11 protein-coding genes and 3 tRNA genes are annotated in these 13,502 nt (G+C 42.0%); 7 read left to right on the forward strand and 7 right to left on the reverse strand.

The genetic code is table 11. From position 1 onward, the window contains the following. Window positions 1–22: 22 nt before the first annotated feature. Window positions 23–1,462, forward strand: a complete 1,440-nt coding sequence (gene pyk, locus L2748_RS10180) for a pyruvate kinase (protein WP_220782178.1) — start codon at window positions 23–25, stop codon at window positions 1,460–1,462. 118 nt (window positions 1,463–1,580) lie between these two features. Here pyk and L2748_RS24440 read toward each other — a convergent pair whose 3' ends face one another. The 3 genes from L2748_RS24440 to psrA all read right to left on the reverse strand — a co-directional run bounded on the left by L2748_RS24440 (window position 1,581) and on the right by psrA (window position 4,969). Further along, window positions 1,581–1,703 carry a hypothetical protein gene (locus L2748_RS24440; RefSeq protein ID WP_276516310.1) on the reverse strand — a complete coding sequence of 41 codons (123 nt, stop codon included), beginning with the start codon at window positions 1,701–1,703 and terminating at the stop codon, window positions 1,581–1,583. Window positions 1,704–2,035: 332 nt separating this feature from the next. Then, on the reverse strand, window positions 2,036–4,315 hold the full coding sequence (locus L2748_RS10185; RefSeq protein WP_220782177.1) for an acyl-CoA dehydrogenase: 2,280 nt from the start codon (window positions 4,313–4,315) through the stop codon (window positions 2,036–2,038). Window positions 4,316–4,321: 6 nt separating this feature from the next. Further along, the gene (psrA, locus tag L2748_RS10190) at window positions 4,322–4,969 is read right to left on the reverse strand and encodes a TetR family transcriptional repressor PsrA (RefSeq protein ID WP_220782176.1); all 648 of its coding nucleotides are present in this window, start codon (window positions 4,967–4,969) and stop codon (window positions 4,322–4,324) included. Window positions 4,970–5,459: 490 nt separating this feature from the next. On the opposite strand from psrA, the gene L2748_RS10195 reads away from it, so the two are divergent. After that, window positions 5,460–7,310, forward strand: a complete 1,851-nt coding sequence (locus L2748_RS10195) for a M2 family metallopeptidase (RefSeq protein WP_220782175.1) — start codon at window positions 5,460–5,462, stop codon at window positions 7,308–7,310. 105 nt (window positions 7,311–7,415) lie between these two features. Here the strand turns inward: L2748_RS10195 and smrA are convergent, their stop codons facing one another. Continuing rightward, window positions 7,416–8,006, reverse strand: coding sequence for a DNA endonuclease SmrA (gene smrA / locus L2748_RS10200; protein WP_220782174.1), 591 nt, complete (start codon window positions 8,004–8,006; stop codon window positions 7,416–7,418). Between the two features lie 165 nt (window positions 8,007–8,171). On the opposite strand from smrA, the gene L2748_RS10205 reads away from it, so the two are divergent. After that, window positions 8,172–8,756, forward strand: coding sequence for a YybH family protein (locus L2748_RS10205; protein WP_220782173.1), 585 nt, complete (start codon window positions 8,172–8,174; stop codon window positions 8,754–8,756). Then, window positions 8,743–9,222 carry a YchJ family protein gene (locus L2748_RS10210; RefSeq protein ID WP_220782172.1) on the forward strand — a complete coding sequence of 160 codons (480 nt, stop codon included), beginning with the start codon at window positions 8,743–8,745 and terminating at the stop codon, window positions 9,220–9,222. The genes L2748_RS10205 and L2748_RS10210 overlap by 14 nt, the downstream gene beginning before the upstream one ends. A gap of 142 nt (window positions 9,223–9,364) precedes the next feature. Here L2748_RS10210 and L2748_RS10215 read toward each other — a convergent pair whose 3' ends face one another. The 3 genes from L2748_RS10215 to L2748_RS10225 all read right to left on the reverse strand — a co-directional run bounded on the left by L2748_RS10215 (window position 9,365) and on the right by L2748_RS10225 (window position 12,545). Further along, window positions 9,365–11,536, reverse strand: a complete 2,172-nt coding sequence (locus L2748_RS10215) for a sensor domain-containing phosphodiesterase (protein WP_220782171.1) — start codon at window positions 11,534–11,536, stop codon at window positions 9,365–9,367. Window positions 11,537–11,665: 129 nt separating this feature from the next. After that, a complete protein-coding gene (locus L2748_RS10220) occupies window positions 11,666–11,953 on the reverse strand; it encodes a DUF406 family protein (RefSeq protein ID WP_220782170.1) in 288 nt (95 codons plus the stop codon). A 73-nt stretch (window positions 11,954–12,026) separates the two neighbouring features. After that, on the reverse strand, window positions 12,027–12,545 hold the full coding sequence (locus L2748_RS10225) for a VC2046/SO_2500 family protein (protein ID WP_246616204.1): 519 nt from the start codon (window positions 12,543–12,545) through the stop codon (window positions 12,027–12,029). 451 nt (window positions 12,546–12,996) lie between these two features. Between L2748_RS10225 and L2748_RS10230 the strand changes: the two genes are divergently transcribed. The 3 genes from L2748_RS10230 to L2748_RS10240 all read left to right on the forward strand — a co-directional run bounded on the left by L2748_RS10230 (window position 12,997) and on the right by L2748_RS10240 (window position 13,357). Further along, a tRNA-Tyr gene (locus L2748_RS10230) sits at window positions 12,997–13,081 on the forward strand. Between the two features lie 29 nt (window positions 13,082–13,110). Then, window positions 13,111–13,195 (forward strand) — tRNA-Tyr (locus L2748_RS10235). 77 nt (window positions 13,196–13,272) lie between these two features. Beyond that, window positions 13,273–13,357: transfer RNA gene (locus L2748_RS10240), tRNA-Tyr, on the forward strand. The last annotated feature ends 145 nt before the right edge of the window (window positions 13,358–13,502 follow it).

Consider the following 13,502-nt stretch of genomic DNA (forward strand, 5'->3'; position numbering starts at 1 on the left):
TTAAAACTTAACGGAGTATCTCATGTTCCGCAGAACCAAAATTGTAACAACTTTGGGTCCAGCCACTGACCGTGATGACAACTTACGCCGCATTATTGCTGCCGGTGCTAACGTTGTTCGCTTAAACTTCTCTCACGGTGCACCAGAAGATCATAAAAAACGTGCAGATGACACTCGAGCGATTGCAAAAGAGCTAGGTGTGCATGTTGCTGTTTTGGGCGATCTACAAGGTCCAAAAATTCGCATCTCTACTTTCAAAGATAACAAAAAGGTTATGTTAGAGCTTGGACAAGCTTATACCCTTGATGGCGATCTTGCGAAAGGCGAAGGCGACGAGACTCAAGTCGGTATCGATTATAAAGAGTTGCCAAAAGACGTAAGCCTTGGCGATATCTTAATGCTAGATGATGGCCGCGTTCAGCTGCGCGTTGAAAGTGTTGACGGTAATAAGGTTCACACCACAGTTACTGTTGCCGGTCCTTTATCTAATAATAAAGGCATCAACAAGCAAGGTGGCGGATTATCTGCTGCAGCGTTAACCGAAAAAGATAAAGCTGACATTATCACAGCAGCACAAATTGGTGTTGACTACTTAGCAGTATCTTTCCCAAGAAGTGGCGCAGATCTTAACTACGCACGCGACTTAGCGCGTCAAGCTGGTAGTAACGCACTGATCGTTTCTAAAGTAGAACGTGCAGAAGCAGTAGCAACTGATGAAGCAATGGATGATGTGATTATTGCCTCTGATGCGGTTATGGTTGCCCGTGGTGATTTAGGTGTTGAAATCGGCGATCCAGCGCTTGTTGCAGTACAAAAGCGCCTAATCAGCCGCTCTCGTCAGCTGAATAAGCCTGTGATCACTGCGACTCAAATGATGGAGTCAATGATCTCAAGCCCAATGCCAACACGTGCAGAAGTGATGGACGTTGCCAACGCGGTACTTGATGGTACTGACGCGGTAATGCTAAGTGCTGAAACTGCTGCTGGTGACTTCCCTGAAGAAACTGTTAAAGCTATGGCTGAAGTTTGTCTTGGCGCTGAGTCACACCCAAGTGTGCAAGTATCTAAGCACAGACTTGATCAGCAGTTTACAACGATCGAAGAAACTGTTGCGCTATCAACCATGTATGCAGCTAACCATCTTGAAGGTGTTAAAGCAATTATCGCGTTAACTGAATCAGGTGCGACACCGCAATTGATGTCTCGTATCAGTTCAGCACTACCTATCTTTGCTTTGTCACGTCATGAAACTACGCTAGCTAAAATGGCACTTTACCGTGGTGTTAAGCCAGTGTACTTTGACTCAACAGCTCATGCACCTGAAGTTGTAGCCCAAAGAGCGCTAGAAACCTTATCTGAAGCTGGTTACCTTGAAAAAGGTGATATGGCGATGATGACTAAGGGTGACGCTATGGAAACGGTTGGCGGTACAAACACCAGCAAAGTGGTTGTTGTAGGTTAATCAGAACATTTCTACTTATCGTTAGTTAGGTAAGTTCTATATGAAAAGCTACTATTTTTTAATAGTAGCTTTTTTATTTCACTTAGAATCAAAACTATCAATTTCAATTTAAAAAACGCTAACGGTTTGGGCAAGTTGATTGCTCTTCCACAGTAACAGCAACAATGCTACTGACATCAAAAGCGCCTAGCTCCCTTTGCCTCACCAACTCACCTCCCCCTATTTCCATCTCGTTGGGCATTATTAGCATTCCCACTCTGAACTTTAAAAATATACCCTGCTTTAGCAAGCTAGAGCTTATACTTTACAACTCGTAAAGATTATTGTTCCGCCGCAGTTAAACAATCGCTCAAGCTAACCTTCCTTTCTATTTTGCCTTACATTCATCTACTTCAAAGTTCTAGATAGCGCCACTGATTGTGTTAATTACACTCATACCAACTAGGCAATAAATACGAAAATGCCGCCTTATTCAGTACTCATTTAGGTACATCATAAGCCGGCATTTTATTTGGCTGCTCTTAGGTTAAATAACTAAGAGCACACTTGATGACATCTAGATGCTACTTTCGATTAAAGAGCCTCGAAGTCATCTACATTGATAGCTGCAAGTCTTAGCGTATCTGCATTAACTAGCTGCTGGTGCTCATCTTGTGTTATCAGTTCACTCTCAAGGGCTGCATCGAACAATGGCAATGGTGCTAGCTTAGGCAGCGCTCCGTCTTTTTGTGCTTGCTTAAGCTTGGCGTACAAACCTTTACAAGCACACTTAGCAATAAATGCATTTTCGACATCAGCAATACCACTAGTATCCCCGGCAAAATCTGGGCACAGATGCGTTAACCGATCTCGAGCCGGAGACGGCTTGCTCATAGCAACGACTAAGTCGATAGACTGTTTATCAGTCGCATCTTTAAACCGATTCCCGAGTGGGAAAATAATCGCTCGCAATAATAAGGCTACGCCGCGATTAGGGAAGTTACGCATAGCTTCATCTAACGCTTTGGCAGCAAGATGCAGCCTTGTTGCCATAACATGGCGCACTGCGGGTAAGTCATCAAATTGACGTCCATTATCTTCAAATAACTTTAGTGTGGCAGAACCTAAATAAAGTTGACTTAACACATCCCCCATACGCGCACTCAACATCTCTTTGCGCTTTAGGTCACCACCAAGGATCAGCATTGACATATCTGTCATAAGTGCCAGACCAGATGATAGGCGTGTCATATCTTTATAATATTGCTTTGTCTCACCGCTTACTGGCGACTGGGCAAAACGACTACCCGTTAATGCATTACCAAATGCACTAAATGCATTGCGCGCGGCATAACCTATATGACCTAACAGTAATGCATCAAAACGCTCGAGCCCCGCGTTCGAGTCTTCCATGCTCGCGGCTTCCATCTCTGCAAGCACGTAAGGATGACAACGGGTGGCTCCTTGACCAAAAATCATCAAACTACGCGTCAGAATATTTGCACCTTCCACCGTAATTGAAATCGGTAACGCCATGTAACCGTGACCTAAATAGTTTTTTGGCCCAAGTTGAATCCCCTTACCTGACTGAATATCCATCGCATCATCGACAACCTTACGACCCAGCTCTGTCATATGGTATTTAGCGATAGCGGTAACTACAGAAGGTTTAACTTTTAAATCGATACCGGTTGTGGTTAAACGTCTTGCAGCCTCGAGCTGGTAAGTATTAGCAATAACCCGAGCTAACGCTTCTTGTACACCTTCGAACTGACCAATAGGTAAACCAAATTGTTGGCGCACAGCGCTATAAGCCGTGGTCGTTTTCGTTGCCATGTGACCTGATGCTGTTGAAAGAGCTGGAAGTGAAATGCCACGACCTGCTGATAAACATTCAACCAGCATACGCCAGCCGCGACCAGCGTATTGTGGCCCGCCAATAATCCAATCTAACGGAATAAATACATCTTCGCCCTGAGTGGTGCCATTCATAAACGCAAGATTGAGCGGATTATGGCGTCGACCAATTTGAACGCCTTTATGGTCTGTCGGGATTAGCGCACAGGTAATACCGATATGTTTAACATCGCCGAGTAAGCCATCTGGATCTTGCATTTGAAACGCAAGACCTAATACATCAGCGATAGGTGCTAGCGTAATGTAGCGCTTATTCCAATTTAGCTTTAGGCCTAATGTCTCTTCGCCATTAAATTCTTGACGACAAACGACGCCCGTATCAGGAATCGCGCCGGCATCACTGCCCGCTTCCGGCCCCGTCAATGCAAAACAAGGAATAGCGCGACCATCAGCTAACAATGGTAGCCAATGATCTTTCTGCTCAGTGGTACCATAATGGGTCAGCAACTCTCCTGGGCCTAAAGAGTTTGGCACCATAACCGTCACCGCTGCACTTACGCTACGGCTGGCAATTTTACTGACAATCGTTGAATTAGCATAAGCAGAAAACGCCTTACCGCCATACTTTTTCGGGATAATTAACGCAAAGAAACCTTCTTTTTTAAAGTATTCCCAAAGTTCTGGTGGTAAATCTTTTCTATTATTAACAATGTCATAGTCATCAATCATTGTTAATGCAGTCATGACTTGATTATCAATAAAGTCTTGTTCTTCAGACGTCAATGTTGGCTTGCCATAACTATGTAACACTTGCCAGTTAGGCTTGCCCTTAAACAGCTCGCCCTCCCACCAAACGTCTCCCGCTTCCATCGCTTCTTTTTCAGTATTCGATAAAGGCGGCAACACTTTTTTGAAAAAACTAAACACAGGACGCGTAACAAACTGCATCCTAATATTTTTAACACTGAATACAACGACTATTGCGATGAGCAATAGCACTATTATTGTCGTAACCATAATTTTTTACTTTGCATCCTGAATAAGTGGGACCGAAACACCGGCAGATAAATATGGAATAACCTTTTTAATAACAGCTTCAATATCATTTTGCTCACCAAAATCAGCTTCTGCGATTTCAGTAAGTGCATCTGCTGAGGCCATGGTGAAAACAACTGTGCCTAAGGTAAAGTGTAATCGCCAGAACATCTCTGCAGGCGGAATATGAGGGGCGCTTTCAGCAACAGCTTTAACAAAAAGCCCTAAGTATTCACCATAGTGCGTAGTGATAAACCAACGAAGGTGGCCTTGGCTTTCAATATAGCCGCGCCCCAAAAGTTGTAAGAAAGTCGTTGTGCCTTCATTGCGTAGCTGATTCAATTCTAGCAACGGCGCCACTAAAGTTGAAAATATATCATTTAACGAGGCGTCAGTGTTGTCTCGACGAACCACTTCAATAGCCTCAGCCGCAGCCGGCATAAATACATCAAGGTAACGGGCTAACACCGCTCTAATTAGCTCTTTTTTCGAACCGAAGTGGTAATTTACTGAAGCAAGATTCACCTCAGCTTTACTTGTTATCAGTCTTAGAGAGGTCTCTGAAAAACCTCTTTCTGCAAATAATTTTTCCGCAGCATCCAGTATTCTTGTTTTTGTATCGGAGCGATTTGCCATTCCGTTGCCTTTATATCTATTTAAAACACTCGTTTAAATTAAACATTCGCTTTGTGCTTGTCAAACGAAATCCTGATATATAAGCATAAACTCACTTTATCGGCTTTTATTAATCCAGCTAAAACGTCACGTTAAGCTTATGGTGTAAAGACAACGCTTAGATACTAATTAAAACGCTTTGATTTTATTTATTAGCTATCTGAAGTTGAAAAGTAAGCAACGAAAAACGGGGTAAGTTAGGTTAATAACAAATTGAAATGGCCTTGTATGTGCAATATGTGCAAAGAATCACTCATCCATTAAATTGAAATTCTTATTCTGCAGCAATCCGTAATCAAAACAGCTTAATCAAGCAAGCTTAATGAAGCTTGTTATATAAAGTCACCTATAACGGTTCGCTCTCACTCTTGCGTTCTAATATTTAATCCGCTGTTAATTAGTAACAAAATAAGTAAAATGAGCAACACAAAAACAACAAAGGATTTCTAGGATGAACCTGACCTTAGGCAAAATATCTACATTATCAGCAGTCATTGCACTGGCGATAGGCGTCACAGCTTGTAGCCAATCAGAAGCTGATAACACCGCTGCATCACTTGATAAGCAAGTCGATAAAACAACGCAAGCCAAGCGATTTATTAGCGACGCAGAAGCTCAAATGGCAGCGCTATCCATTGAAATTAATCGTTCAGAGTGGATCTATAGCAATTTTATTACTCAAGATACCGCTGCGTTATCGGCAAGTGTTGCAGAGAAATACACCGCCGCTTCCGTAGATTTGGCGACCCGTGCCGCGCAATACGCAGACCTACCGTTAAGCGCTGAAGAAAAAAGAAAGTTGAATATTCTTCGCAGCTCTATCGTATTACCGGCGCCATTAGATCCGGCTAAAAATAGTGAATTAGCCAATATTAGCGCACAATTAAATGGCTTATACGGTAAAGGTAAATATTGCTTCGAAGATGGTCGCTGCCTCACTCAACCAGAGCTTTCTGCAATCATGGCAGAGTCAAAGAATCCTGAAGAGTTATTAGAAGTTTGGCAAGGCTGGCGAGAAATAGCTAAACCTATGCGTCCGCTATTTGAGCGAGAAGTTGAACTTGCGAATGAAGGCGCAAAAGATTTAGGTTACGCCAATCTTTCAGAGTTATGGCGCAGTAACTATGACATGAAGCCTGATGAGTTTTCTACTGAGTTAGACCGTCTCTGGGGCCAAGTAAAGCCGCTTTATAATTCACTGCATTGTTATGTACGCGGTGAACTTAACGAGCAATATGGTGATGAAGTCGCCCCCGCATCGGGTGCAATCCCAGCACATCTGCTCGGCAATATGTGGGCACAAAGCTGGGGAAATATTTACCAGCAAGTCGCACCGCAAGACGCCGATCCAGGATATGACGTCACAGAGCTACTAGCTAAACATAACTATGATGAAATAAAAATGGTAGAACAAGCCGAGAGCTTCTTTACCTCTTTAGGCTTTGAAGCACTACCTGATACCTTTTGGGAACGTTCTTTGTTCGTGCAACCAGATGATCGCGATGTGGTTTGCCATGCGTCAGCTTGGGATCTCGACAACCTTGATGATATTCGCATAAAAATGTGTATTCAAAAAACAGCTGAAGACTTTACGGTTATTCACCATGAGTTAGGTCATAACTTCTATCAACGTGCTTATAAAAACCAGCCTTTCATCTTTAAAAATAGCGCAAATGATGGTTTCCATGAAGCTATCGGTGACACAGTTGCGCTATCTATTACACCAAACTATTTGAAACAGATTGGCTTATTAGATGAAGTACCCGATGCCTCAAAAGATATTGGCCTATTACTCAAACAAGCACTGGATAAAGTGGCCTTTATGCCATTTGGTTTAATGATTGACCAATGGCGCTGGAAAGTCTTCAGTGGCGAAATCACACCAGAGCAATATAACCAGGCTTGGTGGGAACTAAGGGAAAAATACCAAGGTGTTAAAGCGCCAATAGCCCGTAGTGAAGCTGATTTTGATCCGGGGGCTAAGTACCACGTTCCCGGTAATGTGCCTTATACTCGTTACTTCTTAGCGCATATTTTGCAGTTCCAGTTCCACAAGTCCTTATGTGAGATAGCTGGAGACAATGGACCTGTTCATCGTTGCAGTATTTATGGCAATAAGGAAGCCGGCTCTAAACTTAACACCATGCTTGAAATGGGACAAAGTCAGCCTTGGCCAGAAGCGTTAGCAGCTGTTACCGGTACCAAAGAAATGGATGCAAAAGCTGTACTCGACTATTTTGCGCCATTGCAAACTTGGTTAGATGAGCAAAACACTACTGCCAACCGTCAGTGTGGTTGGTAGAATTATAGACTGATCACTCAATCGCGTATTGTTGACGCTAAAACAAAGGCCATTACCTTATGGGTAATGGCCTTTTTAATACTTCATATTGAGTCCACATTTTGCTTAGCGAACGTTGACACCTTTATGGTTGGTTTCTCTGGTCTCGATACGCTTTTGTTCAGATTTCACCAACATCACATATAGTGCACCAGTCCCACCATGCTGGCGCTGTGCACTATGAAACGCAAGTACCTCTTCAATCTCTTGTAGCCAAGTGACAACAAACGACTTCATCAGCCCTGGATATGGCTTACTCTTTGCGCCTTTGCCATGGATCACGACAATACTCCGCTCTCCCCGTTCACGGCTAATTTGAATCTGTTGGTAAAGCGCTTCTCTTGCCTGAGTGGCTTTTAGCGTATGTAAGTCAATCTCATGTTTAACAGGGTAACCGCCGAGACTTAAACGGTGAAATACCGCCTCTTGCACACCATCACGCTTAAACTCAACGATAGCATCAGGTAATACGGGCAAAATCAAATTAGGATCGAGTGTTAACTTAGCTAATTGCTCACTCATTTGCAGTTGTTTTCTACGGGCATCTTGCGCTTGTGTTGATACTTTTTGCTCGCTAATCGTAGTCGTTGTATTATTTTTAAGTGGTTGTACTCCGGCCATTTCATCAAGAAATAAACGCATTTCATCTTCAACCATAATTACTCCAATCAGCCTTACGTACCCAAATCAATTTTTAATCAGCATTGTTAAAAACACTCAATCTATGAGCATGACAACACATCTTGTAATAATCTAGTACTTTAGTTCACGTTAACCATCTATTATAGTGTTAGCTATTATATTCCCAGTTCTGTTTATTACATGCTTAAAAAAGTTGCAACAGCGTTTACATTACTATTCTCACTTTACTTTAGCTTGCTCCAAGTCGCTTTTGCCAGTGACAACGAAGCACTAAATGCTGTTTATAGCCATATTAGTGATGCTTTTGAAGAGCTTGATGCAAGCAAAATGAAAGCGATATATTCTGAAGATGCATGCTATATTCCAGAAGACCAAGGTCAAGAGATCACCATAGGACGCGACAATATCGTGGCGTTATACGACACTTTTTTTGGTAAAATTAAGCATAAAAACGCTAAGATTGAAGTCGATTTTAGAGTGATTGAACGCAATATTGAAGGCACGAGTGCTACCGATATAGGCTATTACCTTATACGCTTTCACCCACCTATCGATAACGGGGAGCCAACAAGTGAGTTTGCAGGTAAATTTGTTGGCGTCTCTAAAAAGAAAAAAGACGGCAAATGGTATTTAACCGTAGATACCAATAATCGTGCTGAAGCATCGTTTTATTATAATGCGAAACCTAGCCCAAACCTTTATTATGGCCGCCAGTTTCCAGCATTAAGCCAAAATTCAGTTCCGAGTAACCATGACCAACCTTAATATTAACCCGCAAACTCCCTGCCCTTGTTGTTCAGACCTTAACTATGATCAATGTTGCCAATCCTTTCATTTGAAAATAAAGCACGCCCAAACACCTGAGCAGTTAATGCGCTCGCGTTTCTGTGCATTTTTTTTAAAAGATTATGCCTATTTGATCGAAACTCACCACAATGATTTTCGTCAAGGTCTTACTGAAGATTTGCTTGCACAAGAGCCTTTCCCCCAATGGTTAAGCCTAGAGGTAAGTAAAAGTTCAATTGATGGCGATACCGGTAAGGTAACCTTTCAAGCCTGGTATCAACTCGACGGTGACATTGATGCCATTCATGAAAGTTCTGATTTTATCAAGCAAGATGGCTTATGGTTCTATACCCAAGGCGAACAAAAAGACGCTATTTACCCAAAGCGTAATGATAAATGTGTTTGCCGCAGCGGTAAGAAGTTTAAACAATGCTGTGGTGGATAGAACTAGAACAATCGACTTGCAGTGTTAATAGCTAGCATGCTGATAATCCTTTTATCAGCACCTTTTTGGCTTATCCTTAGACTTATTAGCAGTTGAGCAAAGACTAAGATGGCGTAATGCTAATTAGAGACAGGGATAAATACTAATGTATTGAAGTGGTCTTAGACAAAAACTGGCTAAATTCAGATTCTCTCAACGCTGGGCTATATAAAAAGCCTTGCGCCTGATGGCATAAATGCTCAGATAAAAACAGTTCTTGTTCTTTGGTCTCAACGCCCTCTGCTGTTAAAGAGATATTGAGCGCCGACGCCATCGCAATAATAGCACTCACAATCTCACGGCTTTCATGACTAACAGTTAGATCTGAGATAAACGAGCGATCAATTTTTAACTTAGTGATAGGGAACTGCTTAAGGTAACGCATAGAGCTATAGCCCGTACCAAAGTCATCAATAGCCAAACCAACACCGAGCTCTGCAAGCTCGTTACATAAGTTGGTTGCCGAGCGAATATCTTCCATCAACTCGGTTTCAGTTATTTCAAGGATTAAGCTCTGTGGTTTAAGACGGTAACGGGTAACCAGTTCCCAAACTTGTTCAAACAAACTACCACTAAAAAATTGTCTTGCGGACACATTAACGTGCATGGAAATGTCTAATTGGTGTCGTTGCCAAAGATTTAGCTGTTTACAAGCGGCCTCTAAAACCCAAGCACCTATATCGTTGATAAGCCCCGACTGTTCGGCGATATCAATAAACGCTCCTGGATATAACACCCCTTTTTTAGGGTGGTGCCAGCGAATAAGCGCCTCTGCACCAATATAAGCTTGCTTCTTTAAATCTCTCAGCGGTTGGTAATACAGCTCAAATTGGCGGCCTTTTATTGCCGCAACCAAATCGCGCTCTATTTGTGCATCTTCTTTAAATGCATTTAATAAAGCGCTATTAAATACCTGGATGGCATTGCCTTGCTTATTTTTGGCATATTGAAGCGCAATATCTGCACAGGTTAGCGGTGAAAAACGTTGCTCGATCGATGCGATATCAACGCGGGCCAAAGCAGGCTTGGGTTCTACTTGCTCAATACCAATCGTGATTGGCGCTTCTAGCTGGCGGTATAAGCGCTCTGTCGCTTGTTCTATTAACGACTCATCGGCTTGATTGTCAAAGATTATGCCAAACTCATCACTGCCTATTCTGGCTATTTCAGACAGCTGATTAACCTCTGCAAAATGCCTGATCCGCCTTGCGACTTCAATCAGCATTATATCGCCATTAGCATGACCATAAGTGTCGTTAAAGCGTTTAAAACCACGTAAGTCGATGAGTACCAGATAACCCGAATCCAATTTATCCAATACCCTGCTAAAATGAGTACGGTTAAATAGTCCCGTTAAGCCACAACGCCAAGCAAGTCTTAGCAGTTCGTTTTGGTGATGATGCTGCTCAGTACAATTTTCAGCATTAACAAGTGCAAAATGATTTCCCCGCTCTGTGATAAAGCGTTTCACCAATAGCCTCATCCAATATTCAGAACCATCACTACGAATAAGATTAATTTCTTCTTCTGAAGATTCGCCATTACGTGCTTTATTCAGCACAGCTTTTGATAAGTTGGGGTACTGTTTAAAAAAATCTAAGTTTTGGATCTTACGCCCTAGCACTCGATCTTTAGGTACTTTCGTCAGTTCAAAGTGAGCATTATTAACATACTCGATAATGTCAGACGCTAGATTAATCACCATCATTATTTGATCTGATTGCTCTGCAGCTGAAAGACAAAGAGTCAGCTGCTCTTCTTTATCGTAGGTATATTGCGTTGCCAGAGTCAGCGCAAGTTGATCTGCAACTTGGGAGCAAAGTTGAACTTCGCTATCATTCCAAGGCTCGGTGACCTCTTTCTTTTCAAGGCTTAACAAACCTTCTAAATGGCCATTAATCCGTATCGCAACTTCCAGTACCGAAACCACACCATAATGTTCGTAGTAATTTTGAAGCTCATGTAAACGCGAATCATCAATGCAGTACTCAGAGCTGATATGACGTTCATTTTTAAGCTGATGAATAAAAGACTGACAGGATGAGGGTTTGGGGCGGATAAGCGTTGAGCTGATATTGCAGGAGGTGGTTAAGCGTGTGACTTGTTCTAGCGTGTCGTCATCACTTGAAAGAGCAGACACCACAACCGATGATACATCAAGTTGTTGTGCAAGTAACTCAGCGGCGATCTGAGCAGTGGCTTTAAAGTCGCCATTTTGCTTTGCCTCAGAATTAACAATGTATTCCAACAGTTGTTGAGATTTCTGCTTCTTCACGCGTCATCCTAAATTTTAGGTAAACAAAGAGTTCACCAACAGCTTTATCAGCTAAAGCTAAAATTATATTTTTATAGGGTACAAGACTACACGATTTAACGTATTTTCAGCAAGTTGTACAGTTGCTGTTTACAGACCATTTTCAAGCTGAAATATCATTTTTTCAGCACTATACAAGAATATAATGCTTACTTTAGCATTTTGGCCTTCAAACTCTGTTGTTGCTGTTACACCTTCAAATCGTGCTTGTGCCTTTGCAATGACTTCATTTGCTAATAACTGGCAATCATCACCTGTTAGTGCCAAATCTAAAACCGTATCAAATTCGTCAATAACGGCACCTACATCGACAAAGCTACCGCAATCAGTACAAGTATCATTAACTAAAGTTGACTGTGCTTTTTGAATATTTTTCATGTTTAATTTATCTCTAACTTCATATTGAAAGGCTGATTATATATCAGCATTTCAAAATAAAGCAGGATCGGCTTCATGCTTGCGCGATAAATTCACTCATTTGACGCTGCATTTGTAACTGTTCAGCAAAATGCAGCGACTTGACGTTAATAGAGTCGCTCAAACCATTGAAGCGGTGGCGAGTGACTAACTCGCAATTGGCTAACACCTCTTCCATCTCTAATGCTTGATTTCTACGAATAACCAGGGCTTCTTCTTGTAAAACATTCGCTAAACGAAAAGCTGTAGCACCCGCTTGCTGATAAACATGGCTATTATTTACACAAGTTTCATCAACATCAAGCTGACTGAGTAATTTTTGTGGCGCTGGTAAATCAAACTTTGCTCTTAAGTCTGTAGATTTATACGATTGCGTTTGGAATTGAGCCATATCACGTGCATCTGCAGATAGTAATGAGAGCAATAGACCAAACTCACCACGTCGGTTTGAGCCAATCGCATGATTAAGCCTAGTACCGAGTTGTGATTCATTGACTAAAGCACTATTTAACTGGATCGCACCCATATAACCTAAAATAAACCTAGTAAGCATTCTTAATGAGTTCATCGACTGCAGTAAAAATTACTTTAGGATTTATTTCAATTAGTTAAAATATTACATTACTCCCTGCGCATAACTGAATTGAAGCCTAACAGCTCAGGCAGCTAAATTAGCCCCCTATTTTCTTATATAGAGTTAAATCAAGCTTTAATAGCAAATTCAAACTCAGACGTGCCGAATTATATCCATCAACACAAAAAGCCAGTAAACAACGATAAAGACAGTCCCTCCCCCCATACAACCTATAGATAATCCAGCTAAGTACCTCACTTTATAGAGATTGATAACCGAGCAAGCTAATTACTGACCATTTTGAGCGAGAATACATCGACAAAACAAATCGTTGGAAGTTAATTGAGCAAACAGCGAGTTGTTTAGGGTTTATTTGATATTTAAGCTTTACAGCAGAAAAAATTCTGACTACTATTGCCGCCGCAATTGAGGAGGGGTTCCCGAGTGGCCAAAGGGATCAGACTGTAAATCTGACGGCTCAGCCTTCGAAGGTTCGAATCCTTCTCCCTCCACCATTTGCGTACAATTTGTTGAGAAATACTCTGGAGGGGTTCCCGAGTGGCCAAAGGGATCAGACTGTAAATCTGACGGCTCAGCCTTCGAAGGTTCGAATCCTTCTCCCTCCACCATTTCTTGTCAAATTGAAGTAAACGCTATAAACACAATAGGCCAAATGTTGTGTGCTAGACCGAAGTTAAGAAAATGTGGAGGGGTTCCCGAGTGGCCAAAGGGATCAGACTGTAAATCTGACGGCTCAGCCTTCGAAGGTTCGAATCCTTCTCCCTCCACCACTTCTTAAGTTCAATGTTAAATAAAGCTGTAAACATTGCAGGCCAATGCAATGTGTAAGATGAAGTAAGACAATGTGGAGGGGTTCCCGAGTGGCCAAAGGGATCAGACTGTAAATCTGACGGCTCAGCCTTCGAAGGTTCGAAT

It is taken from the genome of Shewanella sairae, assembly GCF_023283535.1.
Classification (GTDB): Bacteria; Pseudomonadota; Gammaproteobacteria; order Enterobacterales; family Shewanellaceae; genus Shewanella; species Shewanella sairae.

What these genes read in the sequence shown, in the direction of transcription:
- L2748_RS10220 (WP_220782170.1), bottom strand. Translation starts at nt 11,953, where the DNA reads ATGAAAAATATTCAAAAAGCACAGTCAACTTTAGTTAATGATACTTGT.
- L2748_RS10185 (WP_220782177.1), bottom strand. Translation starts at nt 4,315, where the DNA reads ATGGTTACGACAATAATAGTGCTATTGCTCATCGCAATAGTCGTTGTA.
- L2748_RS10195 (WP_220782175.1), top strand. Translation starts at nt 5,460, where the DNA reads ATGAACCTGACCTTAGGCAAAATATCTACATTATCAGCAGTCATTGCA.
- L2748_RS24440 (WP_276516310.1), bottom strand. Translation starts at nt 1,703, where the DNA reads ATGCCCAACGAGATGGAAATAGGGGGAGGTGAGTTGGTGAGGCAAAGG.
- psrA (WP_220782176.1), bottom strand. Translation starts at nt 4,969, where the DNA reads ATGGCAAATCGCTCCGATACAAAAACAAGAATACTGGATGCTGCGGAA.
- L2748_RS10210 (WP_220782172.1), top strand. Translation starts at nt 8,743, where the DNA reads ATGACCAACCTTAATATTAACCCGCAAACTCCCTGCCCTTGTTGTTCA.
- L2748_RS10225 (WP_246616204.1), bottom strand. Translation starts at nt 12,545, where the DNA reads ATGCTTACTAGGTTTATTTTAGGTTATATGGGTGCGATCCAGTTAAAT.
- smrA (WP_220782174.1), bottom strand. Translation starts at nt 8,006, where the DNA reads ATGGTTGAAGATGAAATGCGTTTATTTCTTGATGAAATGGCCGGAGTA.
- pyk (WP_220782178.1), top strand. Translation starts at nt 23, where the DNA reads ATGTTCCGCAGAACCAAAATTGTAACAACTTTGGGTCCAGCCACTGAC.
- L2748_RS10205 (WP_220782173.1), top strand. Translation starts at nt 8,172, where the DNA reads ATGCTTAAAAAAGTTGCAACAGCGTTTACATTACTATTCTCACTTTAC.